The sequence below is a fragment of the Sphaerospermopsis sp. FACHB-1094 genome (assembly GCF_014696195.1).
GTDB lineage: Bacteria > Cyanobacteriota > Cyanobacteriia > Cyanobacteriales > Nostocaceae > Sphaerospermopsis > Sphaerospermopsis kisseleviana.
The window spans coordinates 90289-107222 of sequence record NZ_JACJPT010000004.1 but is presented as its reverse complement, the minus strand read 5'-3'; the positions used below and the strand labels follow the sequence as shown (position 1 = coordinate 107222).

General features: G+C 37.4%; 15 protein-coding genes and 2 pseudogenes. 8 read left to right on the top strand and 9 right to left on the bottom strand.

The window, feature by feature from the left end:
- Window positions 1–723 (top strand): IS1634 family transposase (locus H6F47_RS02310; protein WP_242027316.1); only part of this gene is annotated, 723 nt, incomplete at its 5' end.
- Between the two features lie 391 nt (window positions 724–1114).
- Here the strand turns inward: H6F47_RS02310 and minE are convergent.
- The 5 genes and pseudogenes from minE to H6F47_RS02280 form a co-directional block, all read right to left on the bottom strand.
- A complete protein-coding gene (gene minE, locus H6F47_RS02305; RefSeq protein ID WP_190647498.1) occupies window positions 1115–1420 on the bottom strand; it encodes a cell division topological specificity factor MinE in 306 nt (101 codons plus the stop codon).
- 35 nt (window positions 1421–1455) lie between these two features.
- Window positions 1456–2262, bottom strand: a complete 807-nt coding sequence (gene minD / locus H6F47_RS02300; protein ID WP_190647496.1) for a septum site-determining protein MinD — start codon at window positions 2260–2262, stop codon at window positions 1456–1458.
- A 244-nt stretch (window positions 2263–2506) separates the two neighbouring features.
- Window positions 2507–3610 (bottom strand): septum site-determining protein MinC, encoded by a 1104-nt coding sequence (gene minC, locus H6F47_RS02295; protein WP_190647502.1) that lies wholly within the window; start codon window positions 3608–3610, stop codon window positions 2507–2509.
- 185 nt (window positions 3611–3795) lie between these two features.
- Entirely contained in the window at window positions 3796–5118 is a 1323-nt protein-coding gene (locus H6F47_RS02285) for a four-carbon acid sugar kinase family protein (RefSeq protein ID WP_137666124.1), read from the bottom strand.
- Window positions 5119–5141: 23 nt separating this feature from the next.
- Window positions 5142–5548 (bottom strand): annotated as a pseudogene (locus H6F47_RS02280) (hypothetical protein).
- 128 nt (window positions 5549–5676) lie between these two features.
- Here H6F47_RS02280 and H6F47_RS02275 point away from each other — a divergent pair.
- Genes H6F47_RS02275 through H6F47_RS02265 form a run of 3 tightly spaced genes read left to right on the top strand, consistent with a single transcriptional unit; the run spans window position 5677 to window position 6858 of the window.
- A complete protein-coding gene (locus H6F47_RS02275; RefSeq protein WP_190647494.1) occupies window positions 5677–6339 on the top strand; it encodes an AAA family ATPase in 663 nt (220 codons plus the stop codon).
- 4 nt (window positions 6340–6343) lie between these two features.
- A complete protein-coding gene (locus H6F47_RS02270; protein WP_190647492.1) occupies window positions 6344–6682 on the top strand; it encodes a hypothetical protein in 339 nt (112 codons plus the stop codon).
- The gene (locus H6F47_RS02265) at window positions 6667–6858 is read left to right on the top strand and encodes a hypothetical protein (RefSeq protein WP_190647490.1); all 192 of its coding nucleotides are present in this window, start codon (window positions 6667–6669) and stop codon (window positions 6856–6858) included. The genes H6F47_RS02270 and H6F47_RS02265 overlap by 16 nt, the downstream gene beginning before the upstream one ends.
- A gap of 469 nt (window positions 6859–7327) precedes the next feature.
- Here H6F47_RS02265 and H6F47_RS02260 read toward each other — a convergent pair whose 3' ends face one another.
- The gene (locus H6F47_RS02260; RefSeq protein WP_137666128.1) at window positions 7328–8617 is read right to left on the bottom strand and encodes a Glu/Leu/Phe/Val dehydrogenase; all 1290 of its coding nucleotides are present in this window, start codon (window positions 8615–8617) and stop codon (window positions 7328–7330) included.
- Window positions 8618–8876: 259 nt separating this feature from the next.
- Here H6F47_RS02260 and H6F47_RS02255 point away from each other — a divergent pair, with 259 nt between their 5' ends.
- From H6F47_RS02255 to H6F47_RS02250, 3 genes and pseudogenes are all read left to right on the top strand, one after another.
- Complete coding sequence (locus H6F47_RS02255) at window positions 8877–10247, top strand: cytochrome P450 (protein ID WP_137666129.1); 1371 nt, start codon at window positions 8877–8879, stop codon at window positions 10245–10247.
- 147 nt (window positions 10248–10394) lie between these two features.
- A pseudogene (locus H6F47_RS27705) lies at window positions 10395–10553 on the top strand (type II toxin-antitoxin system RelE/ParE family toxin); the annotation flags it as partial.
- A gap of 74 nt (window positions 10554–10627) precedes the next feature.
- Window positions 10628–11992, top strand: coding sequence for a cytochrome P450 (locus H6F47_RS02250; RefSeq protein WP_190647488.1), 1365 nt, complete (start codon window positions 10628–10630; stop codon window positions 11990–11992).
- A gap of 46 nt (window positions 11993–12038) precedes the next feature.
- Here H6F47_RS02250 and H6F47_RS02245 read toward each other — a convergent pair whose 3' ends face one another.
- From H6F47_RS02245 to H6F47_RS02235, 3 genes are all read right to left on the bottom strand, one after another.
- Window positions 12039–13514, bottom strand: coding sequence for a carotenoid oxygenase family protein (locus H6F47_RS02245; RefSeq protein ID WP_137666131.1), 1476 nt, complete (start codon window positions 13512–13514; stop codon window positions 12039–12041).
- Window positions 13515–13622: 108 nt separating this feature from the next.
- Window positions 13623–14981: a folate/biopterin family MFS transporter gene (locus tag H6F47_RS02240; protein WP_190647486.1), complete on the bottom strand. Its 1359-nt coding sequence runs from the start codon at window positions 14979–14981 to the stop codon at window positions 13623–13625.
- A 190-nt stretch (window positions 14982–15171) separates the two neighbouring features.
- Window positions 15172–15366, bottom strand: coding sequence for a hypothetical protein (locus H6F47_RS02235; RefSeq protein WP_096572371.1), 195 nt, complete (start codon window positions 15364–15366; stop codon window positions 15172–15174).
- Window positions 15367–16050: 684 nt separating this feature from the next.
- Here H6F47_RS02235 and xth point away from each other — a divergent pair.
- Window positions 16051–16833 carry an exodeoxyribonuclease III gene (gene xth / locus H6F47_RS02230; protein ID WP_096572370.1) on the top strand — a complete coding sequence of 261 codons (783 nt, stop codon included), beginning with the start codon at window positions 16051–16053 and terminating at the stop codon, window positions 16831–16833.
- The last annotated feature ends 101 nt before the right edge of the window (window positions 16834–16934 follow it).

The window sequence follows — 16934 nt, the reverse complement described above, 5'->3', positions numbered from 1 at the left end:
TTTTTTATCATTGCCTTAAAAGCAGCACAAAGATTTGGAGTATCACTATCAACCTCACATCTAGACTCATCATCAATGCACGTACATGGGCTGTATAACACTAGCTTACCAGAAGTAATATTTGAGAGTCAAAAAGTAGGAGATAACCAAGAATTAGAAGAATTAGCAGTAAAATCACCCAAAGAAATCACCATCACCTATGGTTATTCTCGTGACCACAGACCAGACCTAAAACAGTTTATCATAGAAATGATATGTTCAGGAGATGGAGACATCCCCATATTTTTGAAACTAGCATCAGGAAATCAAGCTGACTCATCATGCTTTGGTAAAATAGCAGTAGAATATCAAAAACAATTAGAAGTTAATAGTCTCATCGTTGCTGACTCGGCTTTATATACAGAACCAAACCTAAAAATGATGTCAGAATTACGCTGGTTATGTAGAGTACCATTAAGCATAAAAGCCGCAAAATCATTAATATCAACAATCCCAGAATCAGAATTTATTGATAGTACAATACCAGGATATAAATTAACATTGAAAACAGAAAATTATGCAGGAATAGAACAAAGATGGCTAGTAGTGCAAAGTCAAGAAAGAAGAGAATCAGACCTGCGTAAGCTCACCCAAAAAATTACCAAAGCAGAATCAAAAGCTGTACAACCCACCTTCCGCACCCTAAACTGTCACACAACGAAAAATGGTCATTTGGGGATTTGAGATTGGCGATCGCTACCTAAACTTTAGACCATTTTGTATTAAAATTATCCTCAAAGGTCTTCAAAAATCCGAAATTACCGATTGTGACACTGGGGGGTGCGGAATGTGGGTTTAAAAGTTTACTATATCTGGCTCCACAGATTTCTACTCATAACATAACTGTACAACAATTTTTGCGACTTGTCAAGTCTTGAAACTAAAAAACGAAAAATCCTGATTCTGACAAGAGCTTGCAGTGCAAATTTAATACACTCCTAACCCACCCTCCTCTAAGATACAAGGTTGGGTTGAGGAACGAAACCCAACATTTACAAGGGTTTGTTGGGTTTCACTTCGTTCAACCCAACCTACGTTATTTCGTCGTTTTGGGCTTAACCGAAAAGTATTGAGATCAAACCTCAATAGATGTCTCTGTTTCTTCTGCTTCAGGAGTGCTTTCCTTTACCCTACGGATGGGTAAATTAGCAATCAAAGCAGTTGTGCGTTGGTTGCTTTCTAAAGAAAACTCCAAACCATCTGTTTCAATTTCTACATAGCGACAGACAATTGCTAGGATTTCCTGACGCATTTTTTCCAAGGTTTGGGCATCTAAGTCTGCTCGGTCGTGGGCTATAACTACTTGCAGACGACGTTTAACTTCAGTGCGACTGGTGTTTGGTGTGCGAACAAAAAGTTTTTCTAAAAGTTCAAGAATCATTGCTGGCTAGGTTATAAGGCGGTAACTGAAAAAAATTAAACAATCTTTGTCCGTAACAACTTGCGTAACCGGGAAAATAAGTTGTCGTTGGGGGAGTCAAGATCAATAAATTCGACAGTTTCCCCTTCTAATCTACGAGCAATGTTTTCAAAGGCTGAGGCTGCCAAAGAAGGAGCTTCTGATAATACTAAAGGTTCGCCTCGGTTAGTAGAGACTATCACACGCTCGTCATCAGGGACAACCCCGATTAAGGGGATGGCGAGGAGTTCCTGAACATCCTGTACAGACATCATATCATTTGCCCGTACCATTGCAGGTCTAATCCGGTTGATGATTAAATGAATCTTTTTCACACCTTGGGCTTCTAATAATCCTACTACCCGGTCAGCATCACGAACTGCGGAGATTTCCGGGGTGGTGACAATGAGGGCTTCTTTAGCTGGGGCGGTCGCATTTTTAAACCCCATTTCAATGCCTGCGGGACTATCTATGACTACATATTGGTATTTTTGTGCTAGTGCATTTACTAGCAGTCTCATTTGGTCTGGTGTTACCGCGTCTTTGGTGCGATTTTGGGCTGCTGGTAGTAGTACCAGATTCGGTTGTCGTTTATCTTTGACTAAAGCTTGATCTAAACGACACTCTCTAGCTAACACTTCTACCGCTGTGTAGACAATGCGGTTTTCTAGTCCTAGCAACAAATCTAAATTTCTCAGACCAAAATCCGCATCAACTAAGGCCACTTGTCGCCCGATTTTGGCTAAAGCCATACCCAGATTTGCGGAAACCGTGGTTTTACCCACTCCTCCTTTACCGGAGGTAATTACAATAATACGACTCATAACGGCAATGCGCTCGATTAGGGTTGGTGGAAATAATACTAAATATTGAGAGAATATTTAGAACTAGTTATAGCAGTAGACGGGGCGCTGATAACATCAATATATGATGAAACTTCCAGCATTATCAGGTTTTACTCCTGACTCCTGTACGGGCGTTCGCGAAGCGTGCTGGAAGCATCAGCATTCGGGCGATAAATTATCAATTTTTGTCCAAGGTTGTTTTCCGAATGCTTCGCCCCTACGACTACTGACTCCTGCCATAGAGACTCTGATTAATTTTGCTTAACTGACTGCGAGAAAAATCAGTAGCTTTGGCAATACGGATGCCTTCGGGTGTGATATGTGCCACTTCTGGGAAAAAATGTGTTAGTGATTTTTCAGGCGCTCTAGCTACTGCATCGGCGATTCGCAGTTGGGTTGGTTCCATTTGCAAAGCCATAATTAGACAATCACGATTTCCCCCAGCGCCGGCATGAGCTACCCCCCGCAAACGCCCCCAAATGAGAATATCACCATCTGCAACCACAATACCACCAGGGTTGATATCTCCCAAAATAATCACAGTGCCAGGATGGCGAATTTCTCCACCTGATCTTACTGTCATTTCTAGATAGAGCGCATCTGCTAGAGGTTTAGGACCTGGTTGAGCGTCAGCGGTGAAGGATGGTTGTAGTTGGATTTGTTCGACAGAATAACCTAATGTACAAGCGGCGATCGCGGTTTGTCTGCGACTTGTGGCGACTGATTTTAACTCTAGTTGCAGTTCATTTAAAGTTTGTGCCAGTTCTTGCAGTTGTCTTGAGTCCAATAAGCGGTCTTTCGCTACCAAATGTACTATAGTGTTAGGTATACGTAGGCGATCGCTACCATTTAGTCTCTGTCTCATTTGTTGCCAAATCTCGGAGCAACTGAACTCAGAAGCAGGTACTTGAGATTCTGTTGGCAAAATTAATAATAGTCTTCCCTCCTTGGTTTTTAACTGAACTTGAATATTATTGTTGTTATTTTTTCCTGTTGACACTAACTCATCGCTGTTCAGATCAATCAATTCAAAATTGCTTGTTTCTGTTTTCTTATCTTCAGATTTCTCTTCAGATTTCTCTTCAGAATTAGAATCTATCTTCCTATCTGCATGAGCTTGTAAATAGACAAGAACAGAATTTAGCTCTCCATTGGGAATGATAGAATCACTATCTTTAACATCTACATTAGTATCTCCCTCTTTATGAACAGGGTTGACACTTTTTTCCTCTCTATCATCATTAATAGAGATTGATTCTGCATCGTTAAGTGCAGAATTTGACTCCATTTTCAAATCTTTTGGTGATTTCTTAGAATCAGAATTCATTCTTAATGGGTAATGGGTAATGGGTAATGGGTAATTGGTGATTGGTGATTGGTGATTGGTGATTGGGGAGAAATATTTACCTTCTGCCTCCTGCCTTCTGCCTTCTGCCTCCTGCCTCCTGCCTTCTGCCTCCTGACTCCTGACTCCTGACTCCTGACTCCTGCCTCCTGACTCCTGATAAATGTTTACTGATTAGTCAATCTTTGATAAATTGTAGCCAAGGCATCAGCATTACCGACATTACCGGGAAATAAAACCACAGGTAAATTAGAAAACTGAGGATGATCAGATGGTGTAATTACCATTGAACAACCGGCTAAAATTTGACCTAATAACCGAGCAGAAGTTAAATTTAAACCTGTACTCAAGACATCATTAGAAGTTATACCCCCCTTGCTGATTAAAAATCCTATATCAGCTGGTAAACCCTTTACAATATCCATTAGTAAAGCCGAAACTCTTGCCCCAAAGTCTAATCTAGTTTTGACATCTTTAAAAGTCAATTCCTGACGGCTAGTATAAACTACTGGTGTTTTTCCAGCGTTATGTACTTCCCGGATTTGTTCTAGAATCTCGGTTAGCAGTTTAGCAGATTCATTGACTCCATCATCAAGTAATCTTCCGACATTAACTTCTATCCCTACCGTTCCCGCAACTGTTAACAGTGATTCTAACTGTTGAGTTGTCTTTTTCACATGAGAACCAACAATAACTGCTCCCGGCTTACCACCACGCACATATTCTGCCATATTTTCCGCAGCTATGGGTTGGGGGGGTAAAGCAGCTAAAGCTGTTAATATACTAGCAGCGGAGCGGAATAAAAAGCGTTTACCTTGACTGGCGGCTGTTAATATGTCTACAGCAAAGGTGTTAAGATCGGCTTGGGTTTCCCCATCAACTACCCCACACTGATTATCATGCAGTTGTAATAATCTTTCTAAGCTACCTTTACGGATATCATCAAGTAAAAATCTGGTGACGGTATCTTCTTTGATGCGTCCTCTGGTTTTTTCTTCTACATACTTGGGTAAGTAGCTGTAATTGTAACTAAATACAGAATCACGAGCAAATTCTGTTTCGTGTACGGGGGTGGGTACACCATCAATAATGAGATAATGGATGCTGTCACAGGTAATTCTCCCACCTTCAAAAAATGCGGGTACGAGAAAATGAGCGTCAAAAGGTCCGAGTTCTTCGGCAATGACATCGGTTTCTATGGGATAATGACCGCGTAAGGTGGAGTCAGAACGACTAACTACGAGAAAATCCTCGATGTTTTCTGCTGCTAGTGCGATTTTGAGGTTATGACAAACTTCTTTGGTGACATTTGCTGCATCTTCTGGGGTGAGCGATCGCGTATTGGTTAAGATAAAGAAAATGGGAGCATCATCTTTTAAACCTAAACGCAAGGTTTCCACATCCCAACGCATCAGGAGTAAACAACTGTGAACAGTTTGAGAACCGGTGGGATCATCATCTAAAACGATAATTTTGGGTTGGTTATTCATCAGATTTTGTGTAGACAACTTAATTAGACTTTTTGTAATTTTCTCAGTTCTGCTTGTACATCTAAAGCAATCTGCAATGATTGATTTAAAAGTTGTGCATATTCCCCAGCTTGATTACTAACTTCTAAGATTTGCAAATTGGCTAAGTTATTTGCAAGTAACTCTTGGTTATTAGTAAGCAGTTTTTTATTATGGCGCAAAATCCGTTCACTTTTCAAAGCGCGAACTAAATCTTCTCGAATCAGTTACAGTGCAGATATCACTTATGTTCTTGATAAATAAAACTAACAATAACTGGTGTCAGTGCTAAAGCAACCAAAGCTTCGTTAATAAAAAAGCCAATGCGCTTTTGCTTATCCGCCATAATTGAAGGACGAAATACGTCCTCTGTGTCAAACCCTGTTAAGCGTTTTAGTTCACCTTTGCTGATTTCTAAGCCTACTAAATCTGGCTACACTGCTATATACTCCTTAGCGGATTTTCATAAGAAACCGATGTGAGAACGTTTTGATGTTATTTTAGAAAAACTAATAAAATATTAGATGAGTATAGCTTATTATGAAAGTTCTATGTGTTCACCATAAGGGTGGAGTAGGCAAAACAACAACTGCAATTCATATTACTGGAGTTTTCCTGAATATGGGCAATAAGGTACTCTTAATAGATGGTGACTCTCAAGCTCACAGTTTCAAATTCTTTAGCGAAGGATCAGCACCAAAACCAGGTGGTGAAACACTTGTAACCCAAGAAGATAAACTTACAGTCGTCAGTGAAAGTGATAAGAGTAACCCTGACCGGTTAGCTAAAACTTTAGGAAAATTAGCAAAAAATAAAAAATTTACTCATACTGTTATTGATGTTTCACCTGATCTAACATCTATTTCTAAATTCTTGTTTGAGGTTACACCTGATTTGGTATTACTAGGAGTTAAGCAAGATGATATAGGTTCATTTGTAAGTTTAAATGATATGCTAATAGCACTTGAACAAGCACGTCCTATTATTGGTTCTATCCAGGTGAAAATTGTACCAATAGGAGTATCAAAATATGATTTTCAGCAGTTTATTGATAATCGGTTTACTAATTATGAAATTCTTGATCCTGTTGATTGGTTGCCTATGAAAGCTGGTAATGCAGTTGTCATTAATTATGACTATTTATGGAATGAACCAGATTGTGAGCACCTATGGGATTACTACAAAAGAGTAGTTATGGAGTAAAAAAATGGCAGAAGCTAATCATACATCTTCTACTCGTCCACCAAAAAAGCATCGAGATCCTAACTTGATCGCACGTAGTAAAGATGAATTGAAACGTCAACAAGAAGACTATATAAGAGAGACAATGAAAACATCTGCTCTCAAATCTTTGCGTCAAGGTAAAATGCAACCTTCTCCAGTTCGTGTTGGTAAAAAATGTAAAATACAGCTGGATGATCTACAAATGCGGTTGCAAGTAGATGAGAAAACTATTTTAAATATGGCATTTGCTTATGGTTATCATGAGTCAATGCAAAATCAGATCAAAATTCAACATCTGAGAAAAAAATGTTATCAGGTGTAGGATATAAGAAAACATTTAAAGATCGTCTATTTGGTCATCCATACCTAAAACCAGAAAGTATTCATTTGTTATCATTAGTTGATATATTGTCTAAAACTGATAGTTATCAACTTGCCATACAATATATTCCTAAACTTAAATTAGTTGAAGAAATAAATTGGAAACAATTTAAATAGTAAAAGCGTGATTATCAAGCAAAAATTTACTATATCACCTGACGGTTGAGAGCGATCGCCTAATTTCAAGTTTCGCCATAACCGAGCCATATCCAAACTAATACCCACATTCCGCAGATAAAATCCAATTCTGAATAATTATCACGAAAGATTCAGGGTTGTACAAACTTTACTCCAAAAATATTCTCAATAAATGAGATAAATTCCTAATAAACATTTTATAGTTCCTTTGAACTAAAATCCTGAAAACCCTTACCAAACAATGTTTTTGGAGATAATTATTTTTTTATTCTCCGCTTATGCGGAATGTGAGCTAATATCTAATATTCGCGCAATTTCGCCGTTATTTTTACCTGATGAGGGAATGAACATCAGAAGACTCTGGCTTCTATGATGATAGAGTCAGAGACTCTGTAATAGCATTCCCAGTCAGAGACTGGGAACGAGTTAACGAGTTACAGCCCTGTAACTAAGGATACAAACCCCTATCAGTCAAAGCTTGCGCCACTCTACCCACACCAAGAGTATAAGCGGCTAACCGTAAATTTACTCTGCGAGTCTGTGCTTGTTGAATTACGTGACGGTAAGCATTTACCATTAAATGTTCCATTTCCCGGTTTACTCTTTCCTCATCCCAGAACAGATAAGAAAGACCTTGCACCCATTCCAAATAACTAACTACTACCCCCCCAGCATTAGCTAAAATATCAGGTAAAACCGTAACTCCACTGGCTTCTAAAACTCGGTTAGCTTCCAAAGTCACAGGTCCATTAGCTGCTTCAGCAATCATTTGCGCTTGAATCTGATGCACATTTTCTTCCGTAATTTGATTTTCCAAAGCAGCAGGAATTAATACATCACAAGGTAAAATGAGTAAATCTGCATTACTAATGGGAATAGCTTGGGGAAAACCCACCACACTGCGACGATTTTGAGCAGCGTAAGCTTTTAAAGCCGGAATATCAAGCCCAGTTTCCGCATATACACCCCCAGCACCACTGGAAACCGCAATAATTTTTGCCCCTGCTTGGTATAACAATTCAGCCGCAGCACCCCCCACATTACCGAAACCTTGAATAGCAATTTTTACATCTGCCAGGGATTTACCTTGATCTGCCAAGGCTTCCCGGACAATAATCATTACACCGCGCCCCGTAGCCATTTCTCGACCCAGAGAACCACCTACAGAAAGGGGTTTACCAGTAACAACACCGGGTACAGCATGACCAACATTCACAGAATAGGTATCCATCATCCAGGCCATTTCCCGCGCAGATGTACCCATGTCTGGGGCTGGTATATCTACTGATGGTCCAATATCTTTAATTAACTCACTGATATAACGGCGACTTATTCTTTCTAATTCTGATACACTGTATTGTTTCGGATCTATGGGAATACCACCTTTAGCACCACCATAGGGAATACCTAACAATGCACATTTCCAAGTCATTAACATAGCTAAAGCGGAAACTTCCCGTAAAGTCACTGCCGGATGGTAACGAATACCACCTTTATATGGTCCTAAAATATCAGAATGTTGTACCCGATGTCCGGCTAAAACTCGCACTTCCCCGTTATCCATTTTTACGGGTATGGAAACGGTGACGACTTTCCGGGGATGACTAAGTATTTCTAATAAACCAGGATCTAATTTTAACTCTTTACCTGCCCATTCTAAATAACTACAAGCTTGGTCAAACGGGCAAATATGGGCTGGAGAATGATTTTCCCACAATGGGCGCGAGGTTGTCACCATAACATTTACTCCTCATCACGGTACTTTGGTGAACCGGATATGTATGGTTAGCTTACCCTGTTTTTTTGAAAAAATAAGAATTTTGTAGTTTTTGTTACATTTGTTTGGTTATATTTATGTGTAGCAACAATTATTTTACTGAAGAACGCAAATATATTACAATTTTTTAAATTTTATACACTTGCCTAAAAATCGCTGTAAATTAATTTTGCTTGGGTACTTAAAACTGAAAAACCTAAACTTTTACTTGATAATCCTTATGAAAATCCCAGAAAACAAATCTAACAACCCAGATATTTCTACTGATAATCAATTACCTTTACCACCTGGAAACTTAGGTTTACCTATCATTGGTGAAACAATTAGTTTTTTAACAGATAAAAACTTTATTAATAAACGACAAGAAAAATACGGTAACGTTTTTAAAACTAATATGTTTGGTATTCCTACAATTGTAATGATAGGAGCAGATGCAAACCGCTTTATATTTAGTGGTGAAAATCGGAATTTCACAGTTAGACAGGATAAGAATACTTCAGACTTGTTGGGTCCTGTATCTTTAGCAATGCAAACAGGAAGCATACATCAAACCCGACGTAAATTATTAGCCCAAGCATTTCAAACGCGAGCTTTAGCGAGTTATACACCTGCAATGGTAGAAATTACTAATAGCTATTTACAGAAATGGAAAGATTTAGGTCAATTAGCTTTGTATCCTCAACTGAGAGAATATGCTTTTGATATAGCTTGTAAATTATTAGTAGGAACAGACATTACTAATGACCATGATTTTCACAAATTATTTGAAGCATGGTGTCAAGGGTTACACGCTATTCCCATTCGCTTACCTTGGACTATGTTTAGTAAAGCTGTGAAAAGCAGAAAACTGTTATTAGCAAAAATTGACAAGATTATTGTAGAACGTCAAAAACAACCAAGTTTGGAAAATTCAGAAAAAGATGCTTTGGATTTATTGTTAAATGCCAAAGATGAAAATGGCAATAGTTTGAGTGTAGATGAAATCAAAGATCAAATTTTAGGATTATTATTTGTTGGACATGAAGCTTTAAGTTCTGTACTCTTTTCTTTCTGTTTGCTGTTAGCAGAAAACCCAGAAATTTTAGTAGCAGCAAGACAAGAACAACAACAAATAAATTGTACAGGTGACCTCACAGCTGAACATCTTAAACAAATGACTTACCTAGACCAAATACTTAAGGAAATTTTACGACTTATTCCCCCCATACTTGGTGGTTTTCGTTCAGTAATCAAAACCTGTGAATTTAATGGTTATTCTATTCCTGAAGGTTGGGTGGTAGTGTATGACATATACAAAACCCATGAAGATGAAAATATTTATCAAAATCCTCAGAGTTTCGATCCAGATAGGTTTAGTGTAGAGAGAAATGAGGACAAATCTAAACCTTTTAGTTACATTCCCTTTGGTGGGGGAATTAAAGAATGTTTAGGTAAAGAATTTGCTAAGTTAGAAATGAAAATATTTACTGCTTTGCTCTTACGTGGTTATGAATGGGAACTTGTACCAGGACAAAATTCAGATTCAAAAATGACACCCATGCCTCAATCGAGTGATGGGTTAAAAGTATTTTTCAAGAAACTAGATCCCTAACTTCTTTTTGAGAATATTAACACACCATAACTGAACGTTAGAAGTCGGGTATCTGAAAACTTCTGAGACACTAGACCCCGACTTCTTTGATGATGATGTTAAAAAACATAATTCAATGTTAGAAGTCAGATATCTGACAAGTTCTGAAAACAACTATCTGGTTATCAGGGTTTTTATCGAGTAGATAGTGGTGAATATCGCATTATTTATAGATACTATCAAGAGCAAGATTTAGTAGAAGTTATTTTAGTTGGTAAACGTAATGATGATGATGTCTACAAAAGATTAAATCGTTTAATAGGATAAACTTCAAAAACTATTAATTAGCAATTACCAATACCAACTGATAACATTAGTATCCCATCAAACTATATACAATTATGAAAATCCAAGAAAACAAATCAAAAAACCAAGATATTTCTACTGATAATCAATTACCTTTACCACCGGGAAACTTTGGTTTACCTATCATTGGTGAAACAATTAGTTTTTTAACAGATAAAAATTTTGCCAGAAAAAGACAACAGAAATACGGCAACATTTTTAAAACTAATATCTTTGGTTCTCCTACAATTATGATGATAGGAGCAGATGCAAACCGCTTTGTATTTAGTGGTGAAAATCAGAATTTTATAATTCAATGGCCTAAGACTGTTTCAGAATTGCTTGGTCCTGCATCTTTAGCAACGCAAACTGGAAGCATTCATCAAACCCGACGTAAATTATTAGCTCAAGCATTTCTACCCAGAGCTTTAGCAAGTTATACACCTACAATGGTGGAAATTACTAATAGCTATTTACAAAAATGGTTAAATTTAGGTCAATTAACCTGGTATCCTGAAATCAGACAATATACTTTTGATGTGGCTTGTAAATTATTAGTAGGAACAGATACTACTAATGATCCTCATTTTGCTGAATTATTTGAAGAATGGTGTCAAGGTTTATTTACTCTTCCCATTCGTTTACCTTGGACTAAATTTGGTAAAGCTCTAAAAAGTCGAGAACTGTTATTAGCGAAAATTGAAAATATAATTTTACAACGTCAAAAGCAGCCAATCTCAGAAAATTCAGAAAAAGATGCTTTGGGTTTGTTGTTAAATGCTAAAGATGAAGATGGTAATAGTTTGAGTGTAAATGAACTCAAAGATCAAATTTTAACATTATTATTTGCTGGACATGAAACCTTAACTTCGGCAATGTCTTCTTTTTGTTTGTTGTTAGCACAAAACCCAGACATTTTAGCAGCAGCAAGAAAAGAACAACAACAAATAAATGTTACAGGTGCGCTCACATCTGAACATTTAAAACAAATGACTTATTTAGACCAAATACTCAAGGAAGTTTTGCGAGTTATTCCCCCTGTTGGTGGTGGTTTTCGTTCTGTAACTAAAACTTGTGAATTTAATGGATATAGTATTCCTCAAAGTTGGAGTGTACTGTATCAAATAGGGAAAACCCACCAATATGAAACTATTTATAAAAATTCTCAAACTTTCGATCCAGAAAGGTTTAGTGTAGAGAGAAATGAGGACAAATCTAAACCTTTTAGTTATGTTGCCTTTGGTGGTGGGATGAGAGAATGTTTAGGTAAAGAATTTGCTAAGTTGGAAATGAAAATATTTGCTGCTTTGCTGTTGCGTGGTTATGAATGGGAACTTGTACCAGGACAAAATTTAGATTTAAAAATGATACCCACGTCTCAACCCAGTGATGGTTTAAAGGTGTTTTTCCGTTCTATTTAATATGATTTTGTTGTGTTGGGTTTACGCTTAACCCAACCTACATTAATTAAATGAATGTTTCTGGTGTAAAACTCCCATGTAAACCATAAGGAATATGATGTTTAAGGTGTAATTTAGCAATTACACCTTTTGAAAAATCCTGAGCATCTAAAATCACTACATCTGAGCGATGATGTTCTGCATCATAAACCAAAGCTATTACCCAACCTTCATCTTCTTGTTGAGAGTTGGAACGAGGAATAAAAATTGGTTCACCCATAAAACCCCGTGGTGCTGCACTCCAAATTTCTCGTTTTTCTGTTGCTAAGTCTACTTTCATGATTGCTTGTAAGGGTGCATTTCCTATGGGGTTATGAGCCGCAGCAATGTACAAATAACGGTATGGTCTACCTACATTATTCGGATGAATAGTAGGAAATTCACAAGCACGTTTATCTATTAACTGACTTTGTACTTTTTTCTCCGGCAAATTAATATCAAATCGCCAAATTTGTCCTGGTGCATTGGTGTCAAAGTTGGTTTGTAGATAATCAGTATTTGGTTCTACTTCTGGTAATGATTCATAGCAAATTGAATCAATGATAATTTCAGTTTCCACTTCAAAAGCGTTGACATGATGGAAAATAAAACCTGCTTGGGTTTCTAAAGTTCTGACTTCTTCTTTCTCAGCTTTACTATCTTTGCGGGGAATAATAATGATTTTTGTGGGTTGATTTTTTTGGACTTGAATACATTGTCCAGCACTGGCCATTCCTAAAGCGAAAGGTATGGGATTAAAATTAACAGGGTTTTGGAAGAAGATACAGTAATTTTCGGTGATGACAAAATCATGAATAAAGCAAAAACCAGGAACACTATGATTTTGTTTACTGATAATTTCGCCGTTGGTGTTGAGTTCAAAAATTGTAATTGTGGTTGATAGTCCTGGTTTAATGGCAAAGTTAACTAATTTACCATTGGGATCTATGCGGGGATGGGCGCTAAAAGCTTCACCTGGGGATAAAACACCATTAAAATATTCGTTGCCTAATGTTTCTAAGGTGTGGGGATGCAATAAATAAGGTTCTGCTGCTTCCCATAAAGCTAATAGTTTTTTACCCCAATAGATAACATTAGTATTAGCAATATGTTTGATTTTGAAATCAAAGGCATTAGCTAACCAACCTCCTGGTTTTTGTGTACCAAATACGCCACGATAAAGAATTTTACCAGCTTTTTTTTCTGCTAAATAACCTTCTGTTTCTACAAATTTATTACGAAAATGGGCGCGTCCGTTAGTAAATGTAATGCGGCTAATCATTCCATCCCCATCAAAGGGATGATGTAATCTTTGTCCGTTGATATCTAATAAACCGGGTCCATTTCTCAATAGTGTTCCTTGTAGTTCTGCGGGTATTACCCCTTCTATTTCATCAATCCAATAATCGTATTCTTGTTTGAGTGATTCATATCCTTTTTGCCAATCTTCTTGATTGTAAGATTTTGCTAACGTTTGCTGGTTTTGAGGTTCTAAAATCTGCATATTTTGGTGTTTTTTATTTTTTTCAAGACAAGATGATATTTTTTCAACAGTACATCATGAATGTACTTTTCAAAAAACAGAAATGAAAATTAAATGGTTTTGATTAATTCACTGAATTACTGGATTTTGAGTAGATGTGATAGTTTCTGTTTCTTCACCTGGTAAAAATTTGATAAATAGCAATGGTACAAGGGCAATTACATTGGTGATAATTACTAGTAACCAGAGGGTATCAAAGTTATTTTCGGTAATTCCTAACCAGTGCATGATTAAAGCCCCAAACTCTCTGGAAATAGCTCCTCCTAAATTGAAGATTGACATTAAGAGGGCAAATAATGTGGCTTCTATTCCCAAGGGACATATTCTTGCGGCTAATACCATCACGGGCATGAAGGCAATTTGTCCCATGACTGCGAGTATTAAGCTATCACCTAAACTGAACCATTGATCATCTATTCCTAATGCTCGATTAGTGTGGGTTACTAATATTAACATTGTCATTCTTAATGCAGCAGAAATGACGATGCTCCAGCCACAAATTACTCGAAATGGTACGGATTTTAAGAACCGTTGGAAAATCCAAATTCCAATTAATGAGGCTAAACTGGTAACTAAATGGACTCTGCCTAAAAATTCAGGTTGAAAGTGTAATTCGTTGGTGAAAAAGTAGAAAAAAGCTGCTTCTCCACTGGGGGTAGATTGCCACAGAAAGATAAATGCTGTGGGTATCCAAATTGCTTTTTGTGTAATCACTTTACCCAGTTGTTTAATTTGATTGGAGGTGGAGAGAAGATTATTTGCTTGAGGTTGTGTAGTGTCTTGATTAATTGGTGTTTCTGCAATTAACCAAGCTACCACGGAAATAATTAGCGGAAAAAATGCCGTGACTAAAAATACTGTGCGTGTGCTGAAATATTCTAGGAGTAAGCCGCTAAAGTAAGCAGTAATTAAGCCTCCAAGAGCAGTAGCACCCCAGCACAAAGATTGCAGAGAACCAGCTTTGGCTTGGGTTTCTACTCTGGCACGTTCGACAACTAGGGAGTCTACAATGACATCACTGAAGGCAACGGAAAGGGAAGATAGGGCGATCGCAATTGTTGCCGCCCAGCTACTATTAACTATTGTTCCCAAACTTACCCAAGCACCAGCCCCCAGTATCCCAGATAACACTAGATAGGGACGGCGACGGTAGCCAAATATGGGCAAACCATCGGAAATAAAGCCAAATAATGGCTTAATCATCCAAGGTAGAGCAACTATTCCCAACAGTGCTGATACCTCAACTGGACTCAGTTGCAATTCATCTTTGAGGAAAAAGCTAACGGCTAGACGCGATAACCCTAATATGCCTTGAACAAAGTAGACTGCTAGAATCGCAATTAGTTCTGGTTTAGGTTCATTACCTAAGAGAATTTTTTTGCCTACTGAGTCTTTGACTTTGGGCAAGTCAGATGAGTGAATCAGCATTTGATGAATATTCTTTAAGTTTTATCTACTTTTATATCATATCGACATTAACTGGAAGTTATCCGCTGTTCTGGCAACAAAGTCAAACCAAAGCGCAAGCGCCATCTCTAGCTTGACGCTTGCTCTCAAGAAATATGGTATTCACTTGTCTATTTCCACTCTGTAGATATTCAGAACCAGCCGCATTAGATTACTCTACTGAGTTAACAGCAGACGGAGTAACTACTCCTGTGTTACGGGTTTCCAAATGATTTGATAAGCGACTGATAGTTAACAGTGGTACTTCTTGTCGGCACGAAAGGCAAAACCAATATAGTTCACCATGACGGACATGACGTAGGATTGATCCACCGCAGCATGGGCAAGTGTTGGCTCTATTACTCATACCAATGTCCTCCTAAAAAAGTTTGTTGTTGTAATCGAGCAAAAAAATTTTGATTACACCTAATTTGATTACACCTAAATGGATGTATCTGTGAAAGTTCCAACCTCTCCGCTTGGTGACAGAATTTGCATATTTTGGGATATTTTCTGGTGAAAATTGAGCTAATATGCTATATCTTGCGATTCTTGGTTTGGTCTACAAAGAGTGTCAACATCATATATATTGATTTATATTGATTTATTGATTTGACATCACCTGCTACCAATCCTGAAATTATTTTATGAGGTAAAAGCATTTATGCTTACTTTTCTTCCATTTAAGTTAACTTTTCTGACTGACTATTAGAAAAGCGTATTCTCGGTTAACTGTATTATCAACTCACTCACAAATGTAATATCACAGTCGTAGCAAGTGCTAACAATTAACGTCTTTATTAGTTTACAAGCAAGTACTTTATATTTTCATCTATCTGGGGGATCATAATCATTTATAATTTTCTGTAGCCTAACTTACAATTTTGCCTATTTTGTATTTGCGAATACGCATTTACAGCAGGGATCAATTACTTATAGCTTATTTTTAAGTGAATGGGAGGTTGAACAAAAAAATTCACAATCAAAAATGATTACAAAAAATTTACATATTCTATATTTCTTTATTTACTATCCTACTGATAAGTAACTCATGAAAATCGCTACTTGGAATGTCAATTCAATTCGGACTCGTTTAGAACAGGTGATCAACTGGTTAAGTGAAAATCCTGTTGATGTTTTGTGTTTGCAGGAAACGAAGGTTGTAGATCAGGATTTTCCCTTAAATTCTTTTGAAAACTTAGGTTATCATCTTTATATTTACGGACAGAAAGCTTATAACGGAGTGGCACTGATTAGCCGTCAACCTTTGGAAGATGTGAGTATGGGTTTCTGTTCAGTGTTAACAGATTTAGATCCAGTTTGGGATGAACAAAAGCGGGTAATTAGTGGTGTAATTGATGGAGTGAGAATTGTCAATCTTTATGTTCCTAATGGTTCATCGGTGGGAAGTGAAAAATATGAATATAAACTGCGTTGGTTAACAGTATTACGGAAATATTTGCAGCAATTACTATTATCAAATCCGGCTATTTCTATGTGTGGTGATTTTAATATTGCCTTGGAAGATATAGATATTAATGACAAAGTAAAAATAGAAAATCACATTATGGCATCTATCCCAGAACGCCAAGCTTTAAAAGATGTACTTGATTTGGGTTTTGCGGATGCTTTGAGAAAGTTTAATCAAGAGGGGGGAAATTATAGTTGGTGGGATTATCGGACGGCGGCTTTTAAAAGAAATTTAGGTTGGAGAATAGACCATCATTATTTAACACCTGTGCTTTATGAACGCGCTCAAAGTTGTATTATTGATATTGCACCCAGGAAGTTAGAAAAACCTAGTGATCATACGCCGGTGGTGGTGGAATTTTAGAGGATAGCAAGTAAAGCGATTGCCTACGGCAGTGCGCTCCGCGCAATCGCACTTTATCAAGCTAAAAAATAGAAAGCGATCGCCTGTTTTCAGTAGAGCTT

Excerpts from the sequence above, each read along its gene's own strand:
- minE (WP_190647498.1), bottom strand. The coding sequence starts at position 1,420 with ATGATTCTTGAACTTTTAGAAAAACTTTTTGTTCGCACACCAAACACC.
- minD (WP_190647496.1), bottom strand. The coding sequence starts at position 2,262 with ATGAGTCGTATTATTGTAATTACCTCCGGTAAAGGAGGAGTGGGTAAA.
- minC (WP_190647502.1), bottom strand. The coding sequence starts at position 3,610 with ATGAATTCTGATTCTAAGAAATCACCAAAAGATTTGAAAATGGAGTCA.
- H6F47_RS02285 (WP_137666124.1), bottom strand. The coding sequence starts at position 5,118 with ATGAATAACCAACCCAAAATTATCGTTTTAGATGATGATCCCACCGGT.
- H6F47_RS02275 (WP_190647494.1), top strand. The coding sequence starts at position 5,677 with ATGAAAGTTCTATGTGTTCACCATAAGGGTGGAGTAGGCAAAACAACA.
- H6F47_RS02270 (WP_190647492.1), top strand. The coding sequence starts at position 6,344 with ATGGCAGAAGCTAATCATACATCTTCTACTCGTCCACCAAAAAAGCAT.
- H6F47_RS02265 (WP_190647490.1), top strand. The coding sequence starts at position 6,667 with ATGTTATCAGGTGTAGGATATAAGAAAACATTTAAAGATCGTCTATTT.
- H6F47_RS02260 (WP_137666128.1), bottom strand. The coding sequence starts at position 8,617 with ATGGTGACAACCTCGCGCCCATTGTGGGAAAATCATTCTCCAGCCCAT.
- H6F47_RS02255 (WP_137666129.1), top strand. The coding sequence starts at position 8,877 with ATGAAAATCCCAGAAAACAAATCTAACAACCCAGATATTTCTACTGAT.
- H6F47_RS02250 (WP_190647488.1), top strand. The coding sequence starts at position 10,628 with ATGAAAATCCAAGAAAACAAATCAAAAAACCAAGATATTTCTACTGAT.
- H6F47_RS02245 (WP_137666131.1), bottom strand. The coding sequence starts at position 13,514 with ATGCAGATTTTAGAACCTCAAAACCAGCAAACGTTAGCAAAATCTTAC.
- H6F47_RS02240 (WP_190647486.1), bottom strand. The coding sequence starts at position 14,981 with ATGCTGATTCACTCATCTGACTTGCCCAAAGTCAAAGACTCAGTAGGC.
- H6F47_RS02235 (WP_096572371.1), bottom strand. The coding sequence starts at position 15,366 with ATGAGTAATAGAGCCAACACTTGCCCATGCTGCGGTGGATCAATCCTA.
- xth (WP_096572370.1), top strand. The coding sequence starts at position 16,051 with ATGAAAATCGCTACTTGGAATGTCAATTCAATTCGGACTCGTTTAGAA.